Raw genomic sequence first — 21623 nt, forward strand, 5'->3', positions numbered from 1 at the left:
GCTAGCCGCAGAGTTCGTCGGCAGCTGCCCGCGCCGCGACGATGACCGCTGCCTGACGGCCCGGCTCCAGCTGGGCCCACGCCACGTTGTACGTGCCGGGCCCGGGGGCCGCATCGGGTGCCTGCAGGCTCGCCAGATACGGCTCGATCTGGGCCTTGAGGTCGCCGCCCTTGCCTTCCATCCACACCTTCGCGGCGTGACAGGCCTGGAAATACTCCTCTTCGGTGGACTGCGCGTCAGCGCCGACGGCCGTGGTGACCCCGCCGGGGGACACCGCGACCTCGCCGGGCTTGGCCGTGGGGGTCGCCGCCTCGGCGGTTGTGGTGGCCGGCGGGGAGGGTGCCGCGGACTCGCCGGACTGCTCCTTGCCGGCCTCCGTCGAGCATCCGATCAGCAGGCCCAGCGCGGTGGCTGTGACGGCTCCGGCGGTCAGGCGGGTGGTCCACGTGTAACGGCGCATCCCGCCAATCTATGCAACACTGGCGGCCATGACGGAAGGGACCGGATTCCAGGAGTGTTGTCGGGCTCGCTAGCGCGCCCGTCTGCCCTGTTCCGCCGTCATTCTTGGAGTTTCTCTGATGTTGTCTACGCTCGCGCCCGTTCCTGCGGTCTCGGCGCCCACCCGGCTACGGCTGCCCGACCTGTTGCACACCACCGACCGCGCTGCCGACGATGTGTTGTCCGGACGCTACGACAGGTTGCTGCGCAAGCTGCCGAAGGACGACCGCTGGTACACCCGCTTGTCGGGTGACGACGAAGTCGAGGTCTGGCTGATCAGCTGGGTACCCGACAAGTCGACCGAACTGCACGACCACGGCGGTTCCCTCGGCGCTTTGACCGTGGTGTCCGGTGCACTGCGCGAAACCCGTTGGGATGGCGAGCTTCTACGGGGGCGGCGCCTCTCGGAAGGCGATCAGGCGGCCTTCCCACTGGGTTGGGTGCATGACGTGGTGCACGCATCCGGACCGCTGACGGTGACGGGGCCGACGCTGAGCGTCCACGCCTACTCGCCGCCGCTGACCGCAATGTCCTACTACGAGGTGACGCCGCAGAACACGTTGCGCCGCAACCGCACCGAGCTCACCGACGCACCGGAGTGATTGAAATGAGCCGAATCGCCACCGTGCTGGAGCAGGCCCGGACCCGGCTGCACCGACTCCCCGCCGAAGACCTTCCCGAGGCCCTGGACGCCGGTGCCGTCCTGGTCGACATTCGCCCCGCTGCCCAGCGTGCCGCCGAGGGTTCGGTACCCGGTGCGCTGGTCATCGAGCGCAACGTGCTGGAGTGGCGCTGCGACCCGACCAGTGATGCGCGGATACCGCAGGCAGTCGACGACGACGTCTACTGGGTGATCCTGTGCTCGGAGGGTTACACGTCGAGCCTCGCCGCGGCGGCGCTGGTGGACCTCGGTCTACACCGGTCCACCGACGTCGTCGGCGGCTATCACGCGCTGGTCGCCGCCGGTCACGTGTGAGGTTGCGCCTCAGGCGTTTTCGTTGTTGCTCAGCATGGGGCGGAGCTTCTCGGTCATCTCCGGCGTCCAGCCCGGCGGCTGTAGGATCGCCGCCCATGCGTCGGCGACGTTCTTGACGTAGACGTGGCCGTGGCCGTCGGGCACATCGACCGCCACCGCCATGTCCGCGGACACCTGCAGGAACGTCACGATGGGGATCCATTCCATCCGCGGCGATACGTCGTACCCACGTGGCTCACGCAGCCAATCCGGCTTGGCGAACAACAGGTCGGGCGTCCACCACGAGATCGGGTCCGAGGCGTGCTGCAGATACACCGCGCGGGGGTGGCCCCACGGCGCATCGGGCCGGTCCAGATCGTCGGCTTTCGCACTGAACCGCACGTTCTCGCCGTTGTCGTAGATCGGCAACCACTCCGGCGAACCGGCGTCGCGGTCGCGGGTCAGCGTCGTCCAGATCGTGTTCTTGAACGTCGGGCCCGAGAACAGCGCACCGTCGGTGCGGGCGACGAGATTGTTCAGCGACAGGAACGGTGCCTCGCCGCCGAACGATCCCAGGCTCTCGCCGAACACCACCAGTTTGGGGCGCTTGGCCTCCGGCATCGCCCGGACCAGAGTGTCGACGGCCTCGAACAACGCCTGCCCGGCCTGCCGCGCGTTCTCCTGGTCGACCAGGAACGACAACCAACTCGGCAGGAATGAGTACTGCATCGACACGATCGCGGTGTTGCCGTTGTACATGTATTCCAAGGCGGAGGCCTCGGCCTCGTTGATCCAGCCCGTGCCCGTCGTGGTCGCCACCGCGATCACGGCGCGGTCCAGGCCGCCGGTGCGTTGTAACTCCCTGGCCGCCAGGGCCGCGGTGGCCTTGATGCCATCGGCGGAATGCAGACCCGCGTAGGCGCGGATCGGTTCGATCGCAGGCTTACCGTGGAACTGCGAAAGCTGTTGCACAGTAGGGCCGGCCGAGACGAACACCCGACCCTGATGGCCCAGCGACTCCCAGTCGGCCAATGACTGTGGGCCGCCCGAGCGTAGGACCGACGTCGGGGCGGCGAAGTCAGGATCGCTCTCGTCGTTGACGGCCGCGAATGTCCGGTTGATGGTGCTCATCGCCACCCGGACCACCACACCGTTCAGCAGCGCGATCGACAGCGCAAGCAGCAGCGCCACCGTGATGACGGCCGAAACCCGCGGTGGCAGAAAGCGATCCAGTTTGAGGTCCAGGAAACGTACCAGCTTGCGGACCAATTGCCCGATCTCGACGAACGCGAACAGAACCACGAGTGACAGCACCGCGGTCAGCGGGTGATCCCAGAACTTCAGCCGGGGCACGCCCATGAAGTCGCGGACCTCGTCCTGCCAGACGTGGAAGTAGATGATCATCAGGATCTGTCCGACGACACCCACGACGAGCAAGGACAACCAGGCCCACTTGGGGGCTTTCGGGCTGGTTTCCGCCGAACGCATGTAGCGGACCAGCCACACCCCGAAAACGCCGAGGCCGTACCCGGTTGCGCCGGCGCCGCCGCTGACCAGGCCCTGGAACAGCGGCCCGCGGGGCAGCAGCGACGGTGTGAGCGAGAACCAGACGAACACCAGACCCACCGCGGTGCCGAAGAACGTGTAATGGCGTGCCCACCACACCGGCTTCTCTGCACCACCTGACTGGACTTCGGGTGCGTCGGCCTCGGATTCGGCGGTCTCGGTCACCCGTCGACTTTAGCGATGGGTGAAGTTGGCGGCGCGCTTCTCCGAGAACGCCGCCATGCCTTCCTTCTGGTCGGCGGTGGCGAAGGCCGAGTGGAACAGCCTGCGCTCGTAGAGCAGTCCTTCGGCCAGGCTGGACTCGAAGGCCCGGTTGACCGCCTCCTTGGCCATCCGCGAAGCCGACAGGGACATCCCGGCGATGGTCGCGGCCACGGCCAGGGCCTCGTCGATCAGTGAGTCCGCGGGCACCAGGCGTGACACCAGGCCGGCGCGCTCGGCCTCGACAGCGTCGATGGTCCGGCCGGTGAGGATCAGGTCCATCGCCTTGGCCTTGCCGATCGCCCGTGTCAGCCGCTGGCTGCCGCCCATGCCCGGCAGCACACCCAGCTTGATCTCGGGCTGGCCGAATTTCGCCGAGTCCGCGGCGATCAGGATGTCGCACATCATCGCCAGTTCGCAGCCACCGCCCAGCGCATACCCGGCAACCGCGGCGATCGTGGGCGTGCGGGTGTCGGCGAACTTCGACCACAGCTCGAAGAAGTCGGCCGCGTACACGTCGGCGAACGACAGTTCGGCCATCTCCTTGATGTCGGCGCCGGCGGCGAACGCCTTCTCATTGCCGGTGACGATGATCGCGCCGACGCTCGGGTCACGGTCGAGTTCGGCTGCGGCCGTGGTCACTTCGGTCATCACCTGGGTGTTGAGCGCATTGAGCGCCTTGGGCCGGTTCAGCGTGATGGTGGCGACCCGGTCGGTGCGGGTCACCAGGATCGTCTCGAACTCACTCATTGGTTGTCCTCCTGGAAGGTCAGATCGGGGTCGGCCGGAACGAAGTACGCCTCGACATCGGCGGGGGTGACCGCTGCGATCGAGGCAGGGGACCATTGCGGGTTGCGGTCCTTGTCGACGAGCTGAGCGCGGATGCCCTCGACGAAGTCATGCGATTTCACCGAGGCGCACGAGGTTCGGTACTCCTGGCGCAGCACGTCCTCCAGTGTCTCCAGCTTGGCGGCCCGGCGCACCGCTTCGAGCGTGACGGAAAGGGCGACGGGGGAGCGGGTGGCGATCAAGTCCGCGCCGTCGCGGGCAGCCTGCTCGTCATGGCCGCGCAGTGCGGCGACGACGTCGGCCACGGTGTCGCCGGCATAACACTCGTCGATCCAGCCGCGCTGTTCGAGAAGTGGGCTGGCCGGCGCCTCGATGGCGTAGGTGGCCAGGGCGTTCTCGACGCCGTCGGCGACGACGGACTCGGTGAAGGCGGCCAGCTTGTCATGGGGCACGTAGTGATCGGCGAAACCCATGGCGATCGCGTCGGCCCCGGAGAACGGTGCGCCGGTGAGCGCGGCGTGCAGTCCCAACCGGCCCGGGGCCCGCGACAGCAGATAGGTACCGCCGACGTCGGGGATGAAGCCGATGCCGACCTCGGGCATCGCCATCTTGGTGGTATCGGTCGCCACCCGGATGTTGCCGTGGGACGCGATGCCCACGCCACCGCCCATGACGATGCCGTCCATCACCGCCAGGTAGGGCTTCGGATAGCTGCCGATATAGGCGTTGAGCAGGTATTCGTCGTACCAGAACCGTTGCGCTGCCCCGTCGTCGGCCTTGGCGCTGTGATAGAGCGCGACCACGTCACCGCCCGCGCAGAGGCCACGTTCGCCGGCGCCGGTCAGCAGCACGGTGTGGATCGTGTCGTCGTTCGCCCAGGCGTGCAGCGCCTCGGAGATGCCCGCGACCATGGCGTCGTTGAGCGAGTTGATCGCCTTGGGCCGGTTCAGCGTGAGGATCCCGACGCCGTTCCGGACACTTACTAGGACGTCCTCGTTTTCTGTCACGAGTTGCAATCTAGTTCGGCGCCCCAGTTGTGGTGCGCTACGGGTAGGGTTTGCCCCAAGATCAAACCTGGAAGTTTCCTGAGAGTTTGTAGTCGTCGACGGGAACCCAGCAGGACCATTGATCGTTGAGCTACTAGTTCGTACTCGAACACATCTCATCAGAGAGGATCCGACGGTGCGCGAAACCAGCAACCCGGTATTCCGCAGCCTGCCCAAGACGCAGGGCGGATACGCACAATTCGGCACCGGAGCCAGCGGCTTCGGTGCACAGCAGGTGCATGCGCAGCCCTACGCGCAGGAGTACTTGGAGCAGCCGCAGACGGGCGTTTCCCGCCCGCTGACCATCGACGACGTCGTCACCAAGACCGGCATCACGCTGGCCGTCGTGTCGGCCGTCGCGGTCGTGTCCTACTTCCTCGTGGCCGGAAATACGGCCCTGATGATGCCGTTCACCCTGATCGGCGGCCTCGGCGGTCTGGTCATGGTGCTGATCGCGACCTTCGGGCGCAAGCAGGACAACCCGGCCATCGTGCTGACGTATGCGGCGCTGGAGGGCCTGTTCCTCGGCGCGGCGTCGTTCCTGTTCGCCAACCTGGTGTCCAGCGGTGGGCCCTCCATGATCTTCCAGGCCGTCGTGGCCTCGATCGGTGTGTTCATCGGCATGCTCGTGGTCTACAAGACCGGCGCCATCCGCGTGACGCCCAAGTTCACCCGGATGATCGTCGCCGCGATGTTCGGCGTGCTGGCATTGGTTCTCGTGAACTTCGTGCTCGCGATGTTCGGTGTCGGCGGCGGTGAAGGCCTCGGCCTGCGTTCGGGCGGCGGCTTGTCCATCGCGTTCTCGCTGTTCGTGATCGCGCTGGCGGCGTTCAGCTTCCTGATCGACTTCGATGCCGCCGACCAGATGATCCGTGCCGGTGCTCCGGAGAAGGCCGCATGGGGCATCGCCCTGGGCCTGACCGTCACGCTGGTCTGGCTGTACATCGAGATCCTCCGGTTGCTGTCGTACTTCAACAACGACTAGCAACCCTGCCCCGAGAAAGGCGTCCGCGATTGCGGGCGCCTTTTTCTTTTGGGTTGACTCTGCGAGGAGGGCGCAGGTCTCTCGCACGTTTGCACCCTGAGCGCAGAGCCAAACGGGTGGCATGCGCGAGATGGTTATCCCCAAGCGAAGATTCATCCACATCGCGAAGCCCCGGATGGTGCGGTGGGCGACGAATGTCGGCAACTGAAACCAGCCTGTGGCCATGGACATTGGAAGTGATGCCTTCGTCGGCAGTGAGGCTTTGGCATGCGGTGCGGTGAACCGCTACGAGTTGCGCCGCTACTACCGATCGCTGATGCCAAATGTGTACCTGGACAAGCGGATTACTCCGACTTTGCGGCGGCGGACGCAGGCAGCGTGGTTGTGGTCGCATCGCGAAGCGGTGGTCGCGGGTCTCGCGGCATCCGCGATGCATCGCGCAGAGTGGGTTGACGACGACGTTCCAGTCGAGCTGATCTGGGCGAATGCGAGGCCTCCGCGGGGAGTCATCACCCGCACCGATCTGTTGCAGCCGGGGGAGTTTCAACGGCTCGACGGGATGAACGTGACGACGCCCGAGCGGACGGCATTCGATCTCGGCAGGCGCGGCCCACTCGGGGAGGCGGTGGCGCGCCTCGACGCACTCGGCAATGCGACTGGATTCAAAGCTGCTGATGTCTTGGCGCTGGCGGCTCGTCATCGGCACACACGTGGGCTACGTCAGCTTGAGTCTGCGCTCGATATCTACGACCCGGGTGCCCAGTCGCCCAAGGAAACCTGGCTTCGTCTCATGATCATCGACGATGGCTACCCGCGACCGCAAACACAGATCTCGGTGCCGGGTCGGAACGGCCAAGCAAGGTATTACCTGGATATGGGATGGGAGGAGCACATGCTCGCGGTCGAATACGACGGCGTACAGCATGCTGATGCGCTTGGTTACGACATCGTCCGCCACGAATACATCAGGCGAGCCGGTTGGACCACGATCCAAGTGGCCAAGGGCCACCGTCGGGTAGACATCCTCCGGCGTCTACGTCTTGCGTGGAATGAGGTTGCCGAGCCGTTGACTCTGCGGTGAGGGCGCGGGTTACTCGCACTTTCGCGCCCTGCACGCAGAGTCAACGCAGGCAAACTAGGAGAGACGCTCCAGAACCATCGCCATACCCTGGCCGCCACCGACGCACATCGACTCGATGCCGAACGTCTTGTCGTAGGTCTGGAGGTTGTTCAGCAGCGTGGCGGTGATGCGGGCGCCGGTCATGCCGAACGGGTGGCCCAGCGCAATCGCGCCGCCGGACACGTTCAGCTTGTCCTCGTCGATGCCGAGCTCACGAGCCGAGCCGATCACCTGCACGGCGAACGCCTCGTTGATCTCGACCAGGTCGATGTCGGAGATCTTCTTGCCGGCCTTGGCCAGCGCCTTCTTGATTGCCTCGATCGGGCCCAGGCCCATGATCTCCGGCGAGAGACCGGAAACCCCGGTGGAGACGATGCGGGCCAGCGGGGTAAGGCCCAGCTCCTTGGCCTTGGTGTCGCTCATGATGACGACGGCGGCGGCACCGTCGTTCAGCGGACACGCGTTACCTGCGGTGATCGTGCCGTTGGGCCGGAACACCGGCTTGAGCTGGCTGATCTTTTCGTAGGAGGTGCCGGCACGCGGCCCGTCATCGGTGGAGACGACCGTGCCGTCGGGCAGCGTCACCGGGACGATCTCGCGCTCGAAGAACCCGTTCTTGATGGCTTCCTCAGCACGGTTCTGTGAACGCACGCCCCAGTGGTCCTGGTCTTCGCGGCTGATGCCGGTGTAGGTGGCGACGTTCTCGGCGGTCTGGCCCATGGCGATGTAGACGTCCGGGATCAGGCCGTCCTCGCGCGGGTCATGCCACTTGATGTCGCCCTCGGCCTGCGTGATCGTGCGCGCCTGGGCCTCTTCGAACAGCGAGTTCTTGGAATTGGGGGCGCCATCGGCGGCGCCGACGCCGAAGCGCGACACCGTCTCTACACCCGCGGAGATGAACACGTCACCCTCACCGGCCTTGATGGCGTGGAAGGCCATCCGGGTGGTCTGCAGTGACGAGGAGCAGTACCGGTTGACAGTGGTGCCCGGCAGGAAGTCGTAGCCGAGCTCGACGGCCACCGCGCGCGCGATGTTGTAGCCGGCCTCACCGGCGGGCTGGGCGCAGCCCATCATCAGGTCGTCGATGTCGCGCGGATCCAGCGACGGCACCTTGTCCAGCACGGCGCGCACCATCTGGCCGGCCAGGTCGTCGGGGCGCATGGTGGCCAGCGATCCCTTGACGGCGCGGCCGATCGGTGAGCGGGCGGTGGCAACGATGACGGCTTCAGGCATGACGGCTCCTGCTGATCGAATGGCTTAGAAAACTCAGATTGAAACTAGCCCGCGGTCACCACGATGGGTGCGGGCACCCCGGTTGAGCGGTGCCACAGCCTGCTGACACCGCCGAGCCGGGTCAGCAACGTCCTGGTGTCGGCGGCGCCGGATTCCAGCGCCGCGTCACCGTCCCACTCGCCGAGCACGGTGCACAGCGCGGGCAGCAACTGCTTGGCCGCGAGCGCGTAGCCGGCTGCCGACGGATGGAACATGTCCTCGGAGAACAGCAGGTCAGGGGCCTTGTGGAAGTCGCTGGCCAGGAGATCGGAGAACGGTATGGGTATGCCCCCAGCCGCTCGCACGGCGCCGGCCTGGGCGCGGGCCAGCCGCAGGCCACGCGCGCGGGCGAACGCGCGCAACGGTTGAGGGATGGCGGTGATCACCCCGAAATCGGGGCACGTGCCGACCACGACGACGGCTCCTGCCGCCCGCAGCCGCCGCACCGCGTCGCCGACGCGGCGGGCCGACGGCCCGACGCCGTTGGGTTTGGTGATGTCGTTGGCGCCGATCATGATCACGGCAGCATCCGGTGGTGGGCCCGCCACGAACATGGCATCGATCTGGCCGGACAGCCCTTTCGAGGTGGCGCCGACGATCGCCTTGGTGCTCAAGCGGACTCGTTCGCCGAACTGCTCGGCCACGCCGCGCGCGATCAAAACTCCGGGCACTTCGTCGGGCACCCGGCAGCCGTATCCGGTGGCCGTGGAGTCGCCGAAGATCATCAGGTGCAGGTCGAAGGGGACCCCGCGTTCCCATTTCTCGACGGGCCCGCCGCCCGGGAGATACACGCCATCGGCGCGGGGCGGGATGTCCCAGGATTTTGGGATGACCTGACGGGCCTTGTTGGCCTGCCCGCTCAACAAGTTGCGTGCTCCGATATAGGCCGATCCCGTAGAAGCCAACGTCGCCGCAGCGGCGAGGGCGACGGTCGACCGACGCGGTGTGCCCACGCGATCAGTCTAGGTCGATCAGACGGGTAATCCGCGTGGCGCCTCATCGTGGCGATCACGGTGCTGTATCAAGTCCGGTATCAATTCAGTTTATTTGACTGTTGAACTGTTTACGGATGTCAAGCTAAGTTACCCGGGTTGTCTGAGTGACGAAGCGCACCTAGCACTACAAAGACGTAGGAAGTGGTGACGATGACCGCACCGAGTAAGGTATCCAGGTCTCATCAGGCTGGTATAAGCCCAGCTAGGGCCCACCGCGGGCGTAGGTTCCCGGTCAGTGACGGCGCGCCCGTCGAGGTGGTCGAGGACGGCCCGAGTCTGGCCGGCCGATTGGCTTCGCTGGCGGCCATGCTGACAATCAAGCCGACCCTGGCAATTGGTAGCCATGTACCGCATCTGCCGTGGCCTTTCGGGCTGGTCAATTTCGCTGCCAGGCTGATCCGCCCGGTCCCCGGAACCATCAAAGCCACCATCGCGCTGCCTCACTGCACCGCGCAGCTGGTCCGCGCCGACGGCGTACTGCCCGCCGACGGGAAGCGCAGCGTCATCCTCTACCTGCACGGCGGCGCGTTCCTGGCCTGCGGAGCCAACACGCACTCCGGCATCGTGACCGCGCTGTCGGGATATGCCGACAGCCCGGTGTTCGTCGTCGACTACCGCATGGTCCCCAAGCACTCGGTGGGCACCGCGATCGAGGACTGTTACGACGCCTACCAGTGGCTGCGGCTGACCGGTTACGAACCGGACCAGATCGTGCTGGCGGGCGACTCGGCAGGTGGTTACCTGTCGCTGGCCTTGGCCGAGCGCCTGCTCGACGAGGGGGAGGTCCCCGCCGCCATCGTGACGATGTCGCCCCTGTTCGAGATCGACAACGAGTCGAGGGCCAACCACCCGAACATCCACTCTGACGCGATGTTCCCCGCCAAGGCGTTCGACGCACTCGTCGAACTCGTGGAGGCTGCGGCCAAACGCAAGGGCGAGCACGTCTACGAGCCCCTCGATCACGTCGAGCCCGGCCTGCCCCGCACGCTGATCCATGCGTCCGGCTCGGAGGTTCTGCTCAGCGATGCGCGCAAAGGGGCGCACATGCTGGCCGCCGCCGGGGTTCCGGTCGAGCTCCGGATCTGGCCCGGTCAGATGCATGTCTTCCAGCTTGCGTCGCCGCTGGTGTCTGAAGCGCAGCGCTCATTGCGCCAGATCGGCGAATACATTCGAGAGGCCACCTGGTAAGCGATTCGCGGGCCTGAGACCATTGACGTATGCGCATCGCCAGGCACATCAGTGAGCTCATCGGCAATACCCCGCTGGTACAGCTGAACTCGGTTGTCCCAGAAGGCTCAGGAATGGTCTTGGCCAAGATCGAGTACCTGAACCCCGGTGGCAGCTCCAAGGACCGCATTGCCGCCAAGATGATCGACGCCGCCGAGGCCAGCGGCGAGCTCAAGCCCGGCGGCACCATCGTCGAGCCGACATCCGGTAACACCGGGGTCGGACTGGCGCTGGTGGCCCAGACCCGCGGCTACAAGTGCATCTTCGTCTGCCCGGACAAGGTCAGCGAGGACAAGCAGAATGTGTTGCGCGCCTACGGTGCCGAGGTTGTGGTGTGCCCGACGGCGGTGCCACCGGATCACCCGGACAGCTACTACAGCGTCTCCAACCGGCTCGTCGAGGAGATCGACGGCGCCTGGAAGCCCGACCAGTACTCCAACCCGATGGGACCGGAGAGTCACTACGAGACGACGGGTCCGGAGATCTGGGCCGACACCGACGGCACGGTCACGCATTTCGTGGCGGGCGTCGGCACCGGCGGCACCATCACCGGTGCGGGCCGGTATCTCAAGGAGATATCCCGACAGCGTGCAGAAGGCCCAGTGAAGGTGGTGGGGGCCGACCCCGAGGGCTCCGTGTACTCCGGCGGCACGGGCCGTCCCTACCTGGTGGAAGGCGTCGGTGAGGATTTCTGGCCGTCGGCCTACGATCCTGCGGTCCCCGACGAGATCATCGCCGTGTCCGACGCCGATTCGTTCGACATGACCCGGCGGCTGGCCCGCGAAGAGGCACTGCTGGTCGGTGGGTCCTGTGGCATGGCGGTGGTGGCCGCACTCGAGGTGGCTCGCAAGGCCGGTCCCGACTCGGTCGTCGTGGTGCTGTTGCCCGACGGCGGACGCGGTTATCTCTCAAAGATTTTCAACGACGCATGGATGTCGTCCTACGGTTTCCTGCGCAACCGGCTCGACGGTTCGATCGAACAGTCGACCGTCGGCGATGTGCTGCGCGGCAAGTCCGGTGCGCTGCCCGACCTGGTGCACACCCATCCGTCGGAGACGGTGCGCGACGCGATCGGCATCCTCCGCGAATACGGCGTCTCCCAGATGCCGGTGGTCGGCGCCGAGCCTCCGGTGATGGCGGGCGAGGTGGCAGGCAGTGTCTCCGAGCGGGAACTGCTGTCCGCGGTGTTCGAAGGGCGGGCGAAGCTGGCCGACGCCGTTGCCGAGCACATGAGCCCGCCATTGCCGCTCATCGGTGCGGGGGAGTTGGTTTCCACCGCGGCGAAGACGCTGCGTGAATGCGACGCGGTGATGGTCGTCGAAGAGGGCAAACCGGTCGGTGTGCTCACCCGCCACGACCTGCTCGGCTTCCTGTCCGATGGCGGCGGGCGACACTAGCGCGATCCAGCGTATTGAGTCGCGTGGAATACCTTGTCTCCAGCGACTTCTCAGCTAGGGTGAGTTGGCCTAGGGCTAGCAAACTCGTAGACCGTCGCTGCCCGCGGTGACGACCGGCCCGCTGCGCCCGGCGAAGACGCTCGTGTTGTCCTGTCAAACGGGGTTGACGATGCGTAATCTGCGTGTGGAGCAGTCTGTCCGTCTAGGTGCTGGCAGAAAGTAGCGTCCGCCTGCGGAGCGCTATCGGAAGATGAGGAGAGCTTTCGACGTGACCGATCAACCGCCCCCGCCCGGGAATTACCCGCCGCCGCCGGAGGGTGGCTATCCGCCTCCACCTCCGCCCCAGCACGGGGGCTTCACACCGCCGCCCCCGCCGCCGGGTGGCAGCTACCCGCCGCCTCCCCCTGGCAGCTATCCGCCCCCGCCCCAGCAGGGGGGCTATCCGCCGCCGCAGCCACCGCAGGGCGGCGGCTATCCGCCGCCGCCTCCCGCCGGTGGCGCCGGCGGTTATCCGCCTCCCGGTGGCTATCCGCCGCCCGGTGGTTACCCTCCGCCCGGTGGGTATCCGCCTGCCGGCTATGGGGCTCCCGGCTACCCGCCCGCGGGCGGACCCGGATTCGGCGGCGCGCCCTACAACGTCGGTGATGCCTTCTCGTGGGCGTGGAACAAGTTCCTCAAGCATCCGGTCGAGCTGATCGTGCCGGGGCTCGTGTTCGGCGCGGCATCGGCAGCCGTCTGGGTTGTCGTCACGCTCATTGCAGCGGCGGTGTCGCCCGGTTCCACCAGCAGCTACGAGTCGGGTGGAAACGGCTTCAGTTTCTCGGCATCATCGGACGATCTCGGGGTTGCCGGCAGCATCGTGATGTTCATCGGGTCGATCTTGATGTTGATCGTCAGCGGGTGGATCGCCGCGGCCTACACCGCGGGCCTGGTCGACATCGCCAACGGGCAACAGGTGACGATCGGATCGTTCTTCAAGCCGCGCAACGTCATGAACGTGATCCTTGCGACGGTGATCGTCGGTGCGATCACGTTCGCGGTCAACTTCGTGCTGTCGCTCCCGACGGCCTTGGTGCCCGGGCTCTGGTGGGTGACCATGCCGCTGGCCTTCATCGCCAGCGTGCTCATCGCCGTCTTGTTCCTGTTTACGACGGTCGCCGCGGTGGACCGCAATCTCAAGGCAGTCGACGCGGTCAAGGCAAGCTTCGAACTCGTGAAGGCCAACTTCGGCACGGTGTTTCTCACTGTGCTGGTGATGGCTGCCATCGCGATCGTCGGGTCGATCCCGTGCTTGCTCGGTCTGATCGTGGGCATCCCGTTGATCCTGCTCATCCAGGTGTACGCCTGGCGTCGGCTCAGCGGTGGCCCGGTGGCACCGCTGACCCCGTAGGTAGAACAACCGACCTCAGCGCCCACGGCGCGTACGGCAGAAATGCCTGCGCCGTGGGCGCTGTGTTCCGTGACATCATTTCAGCTAGCCTGCCGAAGCCGAATCCATATCGGAGCTCGGTGCATTCGAGAAAGTCGGGGCCGCTATGTCGACACCAAATCAACCCGGAGACATGTACGGAGTGCCGCCGCAGGCCATGCCTCCGCAATTCCCGCCTCCGCAGGGAGTTCCGCAATTCGGCGGTTATCCGCCTCAGGGCCCGCCCGCAGGCTATCCGCCGCAGGGCTTCCCGGCCGGGTACCCCGGGCAGCCGCAGCCTTACGGCGCGTATCCAGCCGACCCGTCGGCTCCGTTCGGTCGCGATCCGCAGACCGGGGAGCCGCTGTCTGACAAATCGGCTGTGACCGCCGGTCTGTTGCAGCTGTTTCTGGGTGGCTTCGGTGTCGGGCGTTTCTACATAGGCTCCACCAATATCGGCGCGATCCAACTGGGGCTGACCATCCTCGGCATCCTCACATCGATTCTCATCGTCGGGATCTTTGTGATTGTCGGCGTCGGGATCTGGGCTCTGGTGGATGCGATCATGATGTTCACCCGATCAGTTCCCGACCAGTACGGACGAAAGCTGCGAAACTGAACGGCCGCGATAGGCTCGACACGTTATGAGTGAACAGCGCAGGTGGCACGGTCTGGCCACAAAAGCCATCCACGCCGGTTACCGTCCCGATCCGGGCACCGGAGCCGTCAACACGCCGATCTACGCCAGCTCGACCTTCGCCCAGGATGGCGTCGGCGGGTTGCGCGGTGGATTCGAGTACGCCCGTACCGGAAATCCCACGCGGCAGGCACTGGAATCGGCGCTGGCCGCGGTCGAGGAAGCCGCCTATGGGCGCGCCTTCAGCTCGGGTATGGCCGCCACCGACTGTGCCCTGCGCGCGGTGTTGCGACCCGGCGACCACGTGGTGATTCCCGATGACGCCTACGGCGGTACGTTCCGGCTCATCGACAAGGTGTTCTCGCAGTGGGGGGTCACCCACACCCCGGTTCCGTTGAGCGACCTGGACGCGGTGCGCTCGGCACTCACCCCGCGAACCCGGCTGATCTGGGTGGAGACGCCCACCAACCCGCTGCTGACCGTTGCCGACATCCCGGGAATCGTCCAGATCGCGTCGTCCGCCGGCGTCAAGGTGTTGGTGGACAACACGTTTGCCTCGCCTGCACTGCAGCAGCCGCTGCTGCTGGGTGCCGACATCGTGCTGCATTCCACCACCAAGTACATCGGTGGGCACTCGGATGTGGTGGGCGGCGCGCTGCTGACCAACAACGAGGAACTCGACGCGGCATTCGCATTCCTGCAGAACGGTGCTGGAGCGGTGCCGGGTCCCTTCGACGCATACCTCACCATGCGCGGGCTCAAGACGCTGGTGCTGCGGATGCGTCAGCACAGCGAAAACGCCGCGCTGATAGCCGAATTCCTCGACGGGCACCCGGCGGTCGAGACCGTGCTCTATCCCGGTCTGGTGAGCCACCCCAACCACGATGTGGCGGCGCGACAGATGTCCGGTTTCGGCGGCATGGTGAGCCTGCAGCTACGCGGTGGACCTCGAGCGGCACGTGAATTGTGCTCGCGCACTGAGCTTTTCATTCTCGCCGAGTCGCTCGGCGGGGTGGAGTCGTTGATCGAGTACCCGGGGGCCATGACGCATGCGTCGACGGCGGGCTCGCAGCTGGAGGTACCGGACAACCTGGTGCGGCTGTCGGTGGGTATCGAGCATGCTGCCGACCTGCTGGCCGACCTGGAGCAAGCGCTCGGGAAGTAACGCCGGGCGCTAGGCCATCAGGGCCGGACGTAACGCCGACGTCGTCACTGCCAGATTCATCTCGGGCAGTGCCGACGCGGTCTCGTCCACCCAGATGCCCGTGGCGATTTCGGTGGACCGCGCATGCACCCAGCGCCAGCCCCGGTCATTGAGGCTCAATATCGCGCCCAAGCCGTCGACCGCGTGCAGCAGGCAGATGATCGCGGCGATCGCCGGTACGGGGTTGTGGCCTTCGAACAGTGCGGCCAACAGGGCCTCCCGCGCCTGGCTGACCCTTTCCCGGTTGGCCAGTGGCCAGCAGTAGACGGTCTTGCCCGGAAAACCCTTGCCGGGCATGCGGACCCGCCGGATCTGCCCGATGTGTTCGAGATGCTGTTCCAGGGTGGTCTGGGTGTGCCTGCTCAGCTTGGCCAGCGCAGACTCCGCCGAAAGCGGCCGACGTTGCAGTAGCTGGAACGCCGGGTCGCCGACCGGATCGGCGGGCCAATCGCCGGCCAACGCGATCAACCGGCCGGCCGCGATCGGCTCGTCTGCCATGGCAGGGCGGATCCGGCAGGCGTAAGCCAGGTCCAGTAGTACTGCGGCGCTGAGTACTTTCTCCCTGCGATGGCGGTCAAGCGCGGGTTGGGCAGCTGCGTTGTCCAGCAACAGCAAGAACAGGTCTTCGGCGATTTGCGCCATTTCCCCGACTGTAGTGCTTCCCCCGTGTCGACCCGTCAGGCGTGATAGGGCTCGGCGCTGACCAGGGTGACCTTGACGGTGTTGCCGTTGGGCACCGTGTAGGTGCGCGACTCGCCGACCTTGGCGTCGATCAGTGCACTGCCCAGCGGTGAGTTGGGGGAGTACACCTCGAGCTTGCCGACGCTGATGCCCTCCTGGCGGGTGGCGATCAGGAACGTCTCGGTGTCCTTCTTGTCGTCGTCGTAGTAGACCTTGACGACCGAACCGGGCAGCGCGACACCGGACTGCTTGGGTGCCTCACCGACCTTCGCGTTGTTGAGGAGTTCCTGCAGCTGGCGGATGCGGGCCTCCTGCTGGCCCTGCTCCTCGCGGGCGGCGTGGTAGCCACCGTTCTCGCGCAGGTCGCCCTCTTCGCGACGGTCGTTGATCTCGGCGGCGATCACCGGCCGGTTGGCGATCAGCTGATCCAGCTCCGCCTTCAACCGGTCGAATGCATCCTGAGTGAGCCAGGTGACCTGTGTGTCGGTCATGTTCTCGCGCTCCTGTCTATCTTGCTCGTGCGGCGCTCTCACGCCCTCTTCGCATGCGAAGTCCGTCGTTTCCAGGCCGAGGGGCAGGCGCGTGTATTGCCGCGGACGGAAGCGCCTAACTGAGCGCTAATGCAGCAATACACGGCCCCAGCGAGGAACCGTGTATCGCACAATCGTACCACCGAGCGGCCAACGAATCTTCACGTAATGGCTGTTCGTGGTTTGTTGCCAGCGTCAAATTCAGGGCGCTACCAGGTAGGACGGCACATCCGTCCCGCAACCGTAGACATCGCCCATCACGGGGGGTCGGCTGGATTTCACCTCGGCGGTCACCTGCACCACCCGCTGATCGGAGGGGCTCACCAAGATTTCGCGTCGCCCGGTTTCGCTCCCGTCCATCGAGCGGGCCCGAACGATGCACACCACCGGCCTCGAAGGGTCGGGCCGCGTCACCCCGATCGTCACCGACACGGTTTGGCTGTCGACCAGTTCGTAGGCCGAGAGCTCGCCTTTCACCTCGCCGGTGCCCAACCGCTGGAAGGCCACGACCGCCAGGATGACCCCCGCGGCCACCACCAGGCCGACCAGTGCAAACGTGATCGTTCGCCGGGTCCGTCGGGACAATTGGCGGGATCCGTATCGGGCGGCAGGGCGTTCGATCATCAGAACTGGAACTATAGGGCGAGACAGGTTGGCCACCGACGCCCAGGGAGCGGGTCGGGGGTCGTGGGCCAGGTATCGGGCATAGGTAAGAGGGCGCCGTAGTTAGATGAAAGCGAAATGAGTGAACTGCGGTTGATGGCGGTACATGCCCACCCGGACGACGAGTCCAGCAAGGGTGCGGCAACTACCGCGCGCTATGCGGCCGAAGGTGTGCGCGTCATGGTCGTGACGCTCACCGGTGGCGAGCGCGGAGACATACTCAATCCGGCGATGGACCTCCCCGAGGTCCACGGCCGGATCAGCGAGGTGCGCCGGGACGAGATGGCCAAGGCCGCGGAGATCCTCGGCGTCGAGCATCACTGGCTGGGATTTGTCGACTCGGGCCTACCCGAGGGTGATCCGATGCCCCCGCTGCCGGACGGCTGTTTCGCGTGTGTGCCGCTCGCCGAGCCGGTCGGCCGCCTGGTCCGGGTGATCCGGGAGTTCCAGCCGCACGTGCTGACCACCTATGACGAGAACGGTGGTTACCCCCACCCCGACCACATCCGCTGCCACGAGGTCTCGGTGGCGGCCTACGAGGCGGCCGGCGACTACCGGCTGTATCCCGATGCCGGGACGCCGTGGAACGTGTCGAAGCTGTATTACAACCACGGTTTCCTGCGTGAGCGCATGCAACTGCTGCAGGACGAGTTCGCCAAGGACGGTCGGCAGGGGCCCTTCGGCAAATGGCTGGAGCACTGGGACCCCGACCATGACCCGTTCGCCAACCGGGTCACCACCCGTGTTGAATGCTCGGAGTACTTCAGTCAGCGTGACGATGCGCTGCGCGCACACGCGACCCAGATCGACCCGAAAGGCGATTTCTTCCATGCGCCGATCGAGTGGCAGCAGCGGCTCTGGCCGACTGAGGAGTTCGAGTTGGCGCGGTCGCGTGTTCCGGTGAATCTGCCGGAAGACGACCTGTTCACCGGGATTGAGAAATGATCGACACTTTGACCGCAGTGATCACACTGCTCGCCGACGAGCCACGAAATACCGGCCCGGAGTTCGGTAAGGCGACACCGCTCGGCCTCTTGGTCACGGTGGCGCTGCTGATCGGCACCTTCGCGCTGGTGTGGTCGATGAACCGCCACCTGCGCAAGCTGCCCGAGTCCTTCGACCGGGAACACCCCGAGCCCGACCAGGCTGCCGACGAAGGCACGGTGGAGAACACCGACGACGACGGCGCGGTGAACAGCGCACCCGATGACCATCAAGGTCCGCCCCGTGAGCCCGGTAGCGGGTAACGCGCTCGGCGGGTCCACCAGCCCGTACCTGCGCCAGCACGCCGACAACCCGGTGCACTGGCGGCAATGGTCGCCCGAGGCGCTCGCTGAGGCCGCCTCGCGGGACGTCCCCATCCTGTTGTCCATCGGATATGCGGCCTGCCACTGGTGCCATGTGATGGCGCATGAATCGTTCGAAGATGCCGACGTGGCCGCGGTGCTCAATGACGGATTCGTCTGCATCAAGGTCGACCGCGAGGAGCGTCCGGATCTGGACGCGGTCTACATGAACGCCACCGTCGCCCTCACCGGGCAGGGCGGCTGGCCGATGACCTGCTTCCTGACCCCGGATGGCCGGCCGTTCTTCTGCGGGACCTACTACCCGAAGCTCGGGTTCCTGCAACTTTTGGACGCGGTCGCCGAAACGTGGCGGGACCGGCGAGACGAGGTCGAGCGCGCCTCCGATCAGATCGCCGACGAACTGCGCTCGATGTCGGCCGGGCTACCCGGCGGCGGGGCGCCGGTGGGGCCCGAGCTGTGCAATCACGCGGTGGCCGCCGTGCTGAACGACGAAGACGTGGCGCACGGCGGCTTTGGCGGTGCGCCCAAGTTCCCACCCTCGGCGTTGTTGGAAGGGCTGCTGCGCCACCACGAACGCACGGGTTCGGGCGCTGCGTTGGGGGCCGTCGAGCGGACATGTGCCGCGATGGCCCGTGGCGGTGTCTACGACCAGCTGGCCGGGGGATTCGCCCGCTACAGCGTCGATCCGCAGTGGGTGGTGCCGCACTTCGAGAAGATGCTCTACGACAACGCGTTGCTGTTGCGCGCCTATGCCCACCTGACGCGGCGCACCGGGGATCCGTTGGCGCGCAGGGTGACTGCGGAGACGGCCGCGTTCATCACATCAGATCTGGGTACGGGTGCCATGTTCACCTCCTCGCTGGATGCCGACGCCGGTGGGCACGAAGGGCTGACCTACGTGTGGACTCCGGCTGAGTTGCGCTCCGTATTGGGTGAGGACGACGGAGCTTGGGCGGCTTCACTTTTCGGGGTGTCCGAGCGCGGCACCTTTGAGCATGGCGCTTCGGTGCTGCAACTGCACCGCGACCCGGACGACGATGCGCGCTTCGAGTCGGTGCGCGCCAGATTGTCGGCGGCACGCGCCCTGCGGCCCCAACCGGCTCGAGACGACAAGGTGGTGACCGCCTGGAACGGCCTGGCCATCACGGCGCTGGCCGAAGCCTCCGTGGCCCTCGGGCGGCCCGAATTACTTTCTGCGGCAGTAGAATGCGCACGTCGTCTGTTGGACCTCCACATGGTGGACGGTCGGCTGCGCCGAGCCAGCCTGGGCGGCAGGGTCGGGGAAAGTGCGGCGATTCTCGAGGATCACGCGGCATTGGCCACCGCATTGCTGACGCTGCACCAGCTCACCGGGTTCGGGTTGGACGAGGCGGTTGGTCTGTTGGATATCGCGCTCGAACGTTTTGCCGATCCCGATCAGCCGGGCCGTTGGTTCGATACGGCTGACGACGCCGAGCAGCTGATGGTGCGTCCCTCCGACGCGATCGACGGTGCGACACCGTCGGGCGCGTCGCTGATCGCCGAGGCCCTGCTGGCGGCGGGGTACCTGATCGGCTCGCAGCGCTATGTGGATGCGGCACAGGCGACTTTGTCGTCGGCCTCGCCGATCCTGGCTCGCGCGGCGCGCTCCGGTGGGCACTGGCTGGCGGTGGCCGAGGCGCAGGTCCGCGGGCCCATCCAGATCGCGGTGGCCGGCGATCCGTCGTCGCCGCTGTTGGGCGCCGCGCGCCGGTTGGCACCCGGTGGGGCGCTGGTGATCGGGGGCGCCGCAGACTCCTCGCCGTTGCTTCGGGGACGCGACCGGGTGGCCGGCGCCGACGCCGCCTACGTGTGCCGCGGGACGGTGTGCGATCTGCCGGTCACGACGGTCGGGGATCTCGCAGTCTCACTGGGTGGCCAACCACCAGACGGCGGAAGTGGTGCCGTGTAGCCTCGCGGCCATGCCCAACGCCGAGCAAATCACCCAGACCGTCAATCGCTACCTCGAATTGGTCTCCAGCGGAACTGCTGACGAAATCGCCGAGCTGTACGCGGACGACGCGACCGTCGAGGATCCGGTGGGCGGCGGTGAGGTCCACATCGGACGCGCTGCCATCCGCGGCTTCTACGCCAACGTCGAGAACGTCAAAGGCAAGGCTGAGTTGGTGACGCTGCGGGTGGCCGGTCACGAGGCCGCTTTCCACTTCCGGCTCACGCTGGACTTCGGCACCAGCAGCATGCGAATCGAGCCCATCGATGTGATGGTGTTCAACGGCGAGGGCAAGATCACCGCGATGAAGGCCTACTGGTCGCAGGCCGACGCCGTCACGCTCTAAAAGCGTTGTCTTCGGCCCCGCATCACTTCGTCGTGGTGCGGGGCCTCTTGCCGAAGAGAATCAGAAGACGGCGAACCACATGGCGATGTAATGGCAGATCGCTGCCACCGCGGTGCAGGCGTGGAAGAACTCGTGATGGCCGAACGTGGTGGGCCACGGGTTGGGCCATTTGAGCGCGTAGAGCACGCCGCCGATGCTGTAGAGCGCGCCGCCGACGATCAGCAGCACCACCGCGGCCACCCCGGCTCCGTGCATGATCGGCCCGATGAACCAGGCCGCGACCCAGCCCAGCAGGATGTAGAGCGGGACGCCCAGCCAGCGTGGTGCCGACGGCCAGAACATCTTGAGCAACACACCGGCGATCGCCCCACCCCATACGATCCAGAACAGCACCATGCCTTTGGATTCGGGCAGCGCCAGTAGCGCGAACGGGGTGTAACTGCCGGCGATGAAGATGAAGATCATCGAGTGGTCGAGGCGCTTCATCCATTTGCGGGCGCCGGGTGACTTCCACGTCACCCGGTGATACGTGCCGCTGACGGCGAACATCGCCACGATCGTGAATGTGTAGAGCAGCGTGGCCAGCCCGGCCCGGGTGGACTCCAGCGACCACGAGACCGACACCAGCGCGGCACCGGCGATGAACGCGATGAACGCCGAGTACACGTGGATCCAGCCGCGTGCCCGCGGCCGACCCAGGAACTGGGCGACGCCTTCGGCGACAGCCTCGGGCAGGTCTTCTGCAGGCCGGTTCAGCGCGGCTGCTGAACGGTAGGGCTTGGTGCTACCAGTCGGCGCGGTCATGTCACCTCCATTGAGAACCATGG

The 21623-nt window shown here is 66.2% G+C and carries 23 protein-coding genes; 13 read left to right on the forward strand and 10 right to left on the reverse strand.

Features of this window, described 5'->3' with window-relative positions:
• Window position 1: 1 nt before the first annotated feature.
• A complete protein-coding gene (gene lpqV / locus ACZY08_RS19440) occupies window positions 2-460 on the reverse strand; it encodes a lipoprotein LpqV (protein WP_463746252.1) in 459 nt (152 codons plus the stop codon).
• 118 nt (window positions 461-578) lie between these two features.
• On the opposite strand from lpqV, the gene ACZY08_RS19445 reads away from it, so the two are divergent.
• Both ACZY08_RS19445 and ACZY08_RS19450 read left to right on the forward strand, forming a co-directional pair.
• Entirely contained in the window at window positions 579-1100 is a 522-nt protein-coding gene (locus ACZY08_RS19445; protein WP_463746253.1) for a cysteine dioxygenase, read from the forward strand.
• A 5-nt stretch (window positions 1101-1105) separates the two neighbouring features.
• A complete protein-coding gene (locus tag ACZY08_RS19450) occupies window positions 1106-1474 on the forward strand; it encodes a rhodanese-like domain-containing protein (RefSeq protein WP_463746254.1) in 369 nt (122 codons plus the stop codon).
• Between the two features lie 9 nt (window positions 1475-1483).
• On the opposite strand, the gene ACZY08_RS19455 is transcribed toward ACZY08_RS19450, so the two are convergent.
• Genes ACZY08_RS19455 through ACZY08_RS19465 form a run of 3 tightly spaced genes read right to left on the reverse strand, consistent with a single transcriptional unit; the run spans window position 1484 to window position 5016 of the window.
• The gene (locus ACZY08_RS19455) at window positions 1484-3184 is read right to left on the reverse strand and encodes an alpha/beta hydrolase (RefSeq protein ID WP_463746255.1); all 1701 of its coding nucleotides are present in this window, start codon (window positions 3182-3184) and stop codon (window positions 1484-1486) included.
• Between the two features lie 9 nt (window positions 3185-3193).
• Window positions 3194-3970 carry an enoyl-CoA hydratase gene (locus ACZY08_RS19460; RefSeq protein WP_463746256.1) on the reverse strand — a complete coding sequence of 259 codons (777 nt, stop codon included), beginning with the start codon at window positions 3968-3970 and terminating at the stop codon, window positions 3194-3196.
• Window positions 3967-5016, reverse strand: a complete 1050-nt coding sequence (locus ACZY08_RS19465; RefSeq protein WP_463746257.1) for an enoyl-CoA hydratase/isomerase family protein — start codon at window positions 5014-5016, stop codon at window positions 3967-3969. Before ACZY08_RS19465 ends, ACZY08_RS19460 begins: the two co-directional genes overlap by 4 nt.
• Window positions 5017-5191: 175 nt before the next feature.
• Here ACZY08_RS19465 and ACZY08_RS19470 point away from each other — a divergent pair, with 175 nt between their 5' ends.
• Window positions 5192-6040 (forward strand): Bax inhibitor-1/YccA family protein, encoded by an 849-nt coding sequence (locus ACZY08_RS19470; protein ID WP_463746258.1) that lies wholly within the window; start codon window positions 5192-5194, stop codon window positions 6038-6040.
• Window positions 6041-6263: 223 nt separating this feature from the next.
• A complete protein-coding gene (locus ACZY08_RS19475; protein WP_463746259.1) occupies window positions 6264-7121 on the forward strand; it encodes a DUF559 domain-containing protein in 858 nt (285 codons plus the stop codon).
• 54 nt (window positions 7122-7175) lie between these two features.
• On the opposite strand, the gene ACZY08_RS19480 is transcribed toward ACZY08_RS19475, so the two are convergent.
• Window positions 7176-8393 (reverse strand): acetyl-CoA C-acetyltransferase, encoded by a 1218-nt coding sequence (locus tag ACZY08_RS19480; protein WP_463746260.1) that lies wholly within the window; start codon window positions 8391-8393, stop codon window positions 7176-7178.
• A 44-nt stretch (window positions 8394-8437) separates the two neighbouring features.
• A complete protein-coding gene (locus ACZY08_RS19485) occupies window positions 8438-9385 on the reverse strand; it encodes an SGNH/GDSL hydrolase family protein (RefSeq protein WP_463746261.1) in 948 nt (315 codons plus the stop codon).
• A 192-nt stretch (window positions 9386-9577) separates the two neighbouring features.
• Here ACZY08_RS19485 and ACZY08_RS19490 point away from each other — a divergent pair, with 192 nt between their 5' ends.
• The 5 genes from ACZY08_RS19490 to ACZY08_RS19510 all read left to right on the forward strand — a co-directional run bounded on the left by ACZY08_RS19490 (window position 9578) and on the right by ACZY08_RS19510 (window position 15261).
• Window positions 9578-10615 (forward strand): alpha/beta hydrolase, encoded by a 1038-nt coding sequence (locus tag ACZY08_RS19490; protein WP_463746262.1) that lies wholly within the window; start codon window positions 9578-9580, stop codon window positions 10613-10615.
• Window positions 10616-10644: 29 nt separating this feature from the next.
• Complete coding sequence (locus tag ACZY08_RS19495) at window positions 10645-12051, forward strand: cystathionine beta-synthase (protein ID WP_463746263.1); 1407 nt, start codon at window positions 10645-10647, stop codon at window positions 12049-12051.
• Window positions 12052-12319: 268 nt separating this feature from the next.
• A complete protein-coding gene (locus ACZY08_RS19500; RefSeq protein WP_463746264.1) occupies window positions 12320-13441 on the forward strand; it encodes a DUF2189 domain-containing protein in 1122 nt (373 codons plus the stop codon).
• 145 nt (window positions 13442-13586) lie between these two features.
• Complete coding sequence (locus ACZY08_RS19505) at window positions 13587-14078, forward strand: TM2 domain-containing protein (protein ID WP_463746265.1); 492 nt, start codon at window positions 13587-13589, stop codon at window positions 14076-14078.
• A gap of 25 nt (window positions 14079-14103) precedes the next feature.
• Window positions 14104-15261, forward strand: coding sequence for a cystathionine gamma-synthase (locus ACZY08_RS19510; RefSeq protein WP_463746266.1), 1158 nt, complete (start codon window positions 14104-14106; stop codon window positions 15259-15261).
• A 9-nt stretch (window positions 15262-15270) separates the two neighbouring features.
• On the opposite strand, the gene ACZY08_RS19515 is transcribed toward ACZY08_RS19510, so the two are convergent.
• From ACZY08_RS19515 to ACZY08_RS19525, 3 genes are all read right to left on the reverse strand, one after another.
• Complete coding sequence (locus ACZY08_RS19515; protein WP_463746267.1) at window positions 15271-15942, reverse strand: GOLPH3/VPS74 family protein; 672 nt, start codon at window positions 15940-15942, stop codon at window positions 15271-15273.
• Window positions 15943-15977: 35 nt separating this feature from the next.
• On the reverse strand, window positions 15978-16472 hold the full coding sequence (greA, locus tag ACZY08_RS19520; protein WP_454791596.1) for a transcription elongation factor GreA: 495 nt from the start codon (window positions 16470-16472) through the stop codon (window positions 15978-15980).
• Between the two features lie 240 nt (window positions 16473-16712).
• A complete protein-coding gene (locus ACZY08_RS19525; protein ID WP_463746268.1) occupies window positions 16713-17135 on the reverse strand; it encodes a DUF4307 domain-containing protein in 423 nt (140 codons plus the stop codon).
• 117 nt (window positions 17136-17252) lie between these two features.
• Between ACZY08_RS19525 and mca the strand changes: the two genes are divergently transcribed.
• From mca to ACZY08_RS19545, 4 genes are read left to right on the forward strand one after another with little or no spacing between them, the layout of a single operon-like run.
• Window positions 17253-18119, forward strand: coding sequence for a mycothiol conjugate amidase Mca (gene mca, locus ACZY08_RS19530; protein WP_463746269.1), 867 nt, complete (start codon window positions 17253-17255; stop codon window positions 18117-18119).
• A complete protein-coding gene (locus ACZY08_RS19535; protein WP_463746270.1) occupies window positions 18116-18421 on the forward strand; it encodes a hypothetical protein in 306 nt (101 codons plus the stop codon). Before mca ends, ACZY08_RS19535 begins: the two co-directional genes overlap by 4 nt.
• Window positions 18381-20411, forward strand: coding sequence for a thioredoxin domain-containing protein (locus ACZY08_RS19540; protein ID WP_463746271.1), 2031 nt, complete (start codon window positions 18381-18383; stop codon window positions 20409-20411). The genes ACZY08_RS19535 and ACZY08_RS19540 overlap by 41 nt, the downstream gene beginning before the upstream one ends.
• 10 nt (window positions 20412-20421) lie before the next feature.
• A complete protein-coding gene (locus ACZY08_RS19545; RefSeq protein WP_463746272.1) occupies window positions 20422-20796 on the forward strand; it encodes a nuclear transport factor 2 family protein in 375 nt (124 codons plus the stop codon).
• 60 nt (window positions 20797-20856) lie between these two features.
• On the opposite strand, the gene trhA is transcribed toward ACZY08_RS19545, so the two are convergent.
• Window positions 20857-21600, reverse strand: coding sequence for a PAQR family membrane homeostasis protein TrhA (trhA, locus tag ACZY08_RS19550; protein ID WP_463746273.1), 744 nt, complete (start codon window positions 21598-21600; stop codon window positions 20857-20859).
• Window positions 21601-21623 lie beyond the last annotated feature (23 nt).

Source organism: Mycobacterium sp. IDUB_9 (assembly GCF_055419505.1).

Bases quoted from the DNA above. Each gene is read 5' to 3' on its own strand.
- lpqV (WP_463746252.1), bottom strand. From the start codon at position 460: ATGCGCCGTTACACGTGGACCACCCGCCTGACCGCCGGAGCCGTCACA.
- ACZY08_RS19445 (WP_463746253.1), top strand. From the start codon at position 579: ATGTTGTCTACGCTCGCGCCCGTTCCTGCGGTCTCGGCGCCCACCCGG.
- ACZY08_RS19450 (WP_463746254.1), top strand. From the start codon at position 1,106: ATGAGCCGAATCGCCACCGTGCTGGAGCAGGCCCGGACCCGGCTGCAC.
- ACZY08_RS19460 (WP_463746256.1), bottom strand. From the start codon at position 3,970: ATGAGTGAGTTCGAGACGATCCTGGTGACCCGCACCGACCGGGTCGCC.
- ACZY08_RS19475 (WP_463746259.1), top strand. From the start codon at position 6,264: ATGGACATTGGAAGTGATGCCTTCGTCGGCAGTGAGGCTTTGGCATGC.
- ACZY08_RS19480 (WP_463746260.1), bottom strand. From the start codon at position 8,393: ATGCCTGAAGCCGTCATCGTTGCCACCGCCCGCTCACCGATCGGCCGC.
- ACZY08_RS19490 (WP_463746262.1), top strand. From the start codon at position 9,578: ATGACCGCACCGAGTAAGGTATCCAGGTCTCATCAGGCTGGTATAAGC.
- ACZY08_RS19495 (WP_463746263.1), top strand. From the start codon at position 10,645: ATGCGCATCGCCAGGCACATCAGTGAGCTCATCGGCAATACCCCGCTG.
- ACZY08_RS19505 (WP_463746265.1), top strand. From the start codon at position 13,587: ATGTCGACACCAAATCAACCCGGAGACATGTACGGAGTGCCGCCGCAG.
- ACZY08_RS19510 (WP_463746266.1), top strand. From the start codon at position 14,104: ATGAGTGAACAGCGCAGGTGGCACGGTCTGGCCACAAAAGCCATCCAC.
- ACZY08_RS19515 (WP_463746267.1), bottom strand. From the start codon at position 15,942: ATGGCGCAAATCGCCGAAGACCTGTTCTTGCTGTTGCTGGACAACGCA.
- greA (WP_454791596.1), bottom strand. From the start codon at position 16,472: ATGACCGACACACAGGTCACCTGGCTCACTCAGGATGCATTCGACCGG.
- ACZY08_RS19525 (WP_463746268.1), bottom strand. From the start codon at position 17,135: ATGATCGAACGCCCTGCCGCCCGATACGGATCCCGCCAATTGTCCCGA.
- mca (WP_463746269.1), top strand. From the start codon at position 17,253: ATGAGTGAACTGCGGTTGATGGCGGTACATGCCCACCCGGACGACGAG.
- ACZY08_RS19535 (WP_463746270.1), top strand. From the start codon at position 18,116: ATGATCGACACTTTGACCGCAGTGATCACACTGCTCGCCGACGAGCCA.
- ACZY08_RS19540 (WP_463746271.1), top strand. From the start codon at position 18,381: ATGACCATCAAGGTCCGCCCCGTGAGCCCGGTAGCGGGTAACGCGCTC.
- ACZY08_RS19545 (WP_463746272.1), top strand. From the start codon at position 20,422: ATGCCCAACGCCGAGCAAATCACCCAGACCGTCAATCGCTACCTCGAA.
- trhA (WP_463746273.1), bottom strand. From the start codon at position 21,600: ATGACCGCGCCGACTGGTAGCACCAAGCCCTACCGTTCAGCAGCCGCG.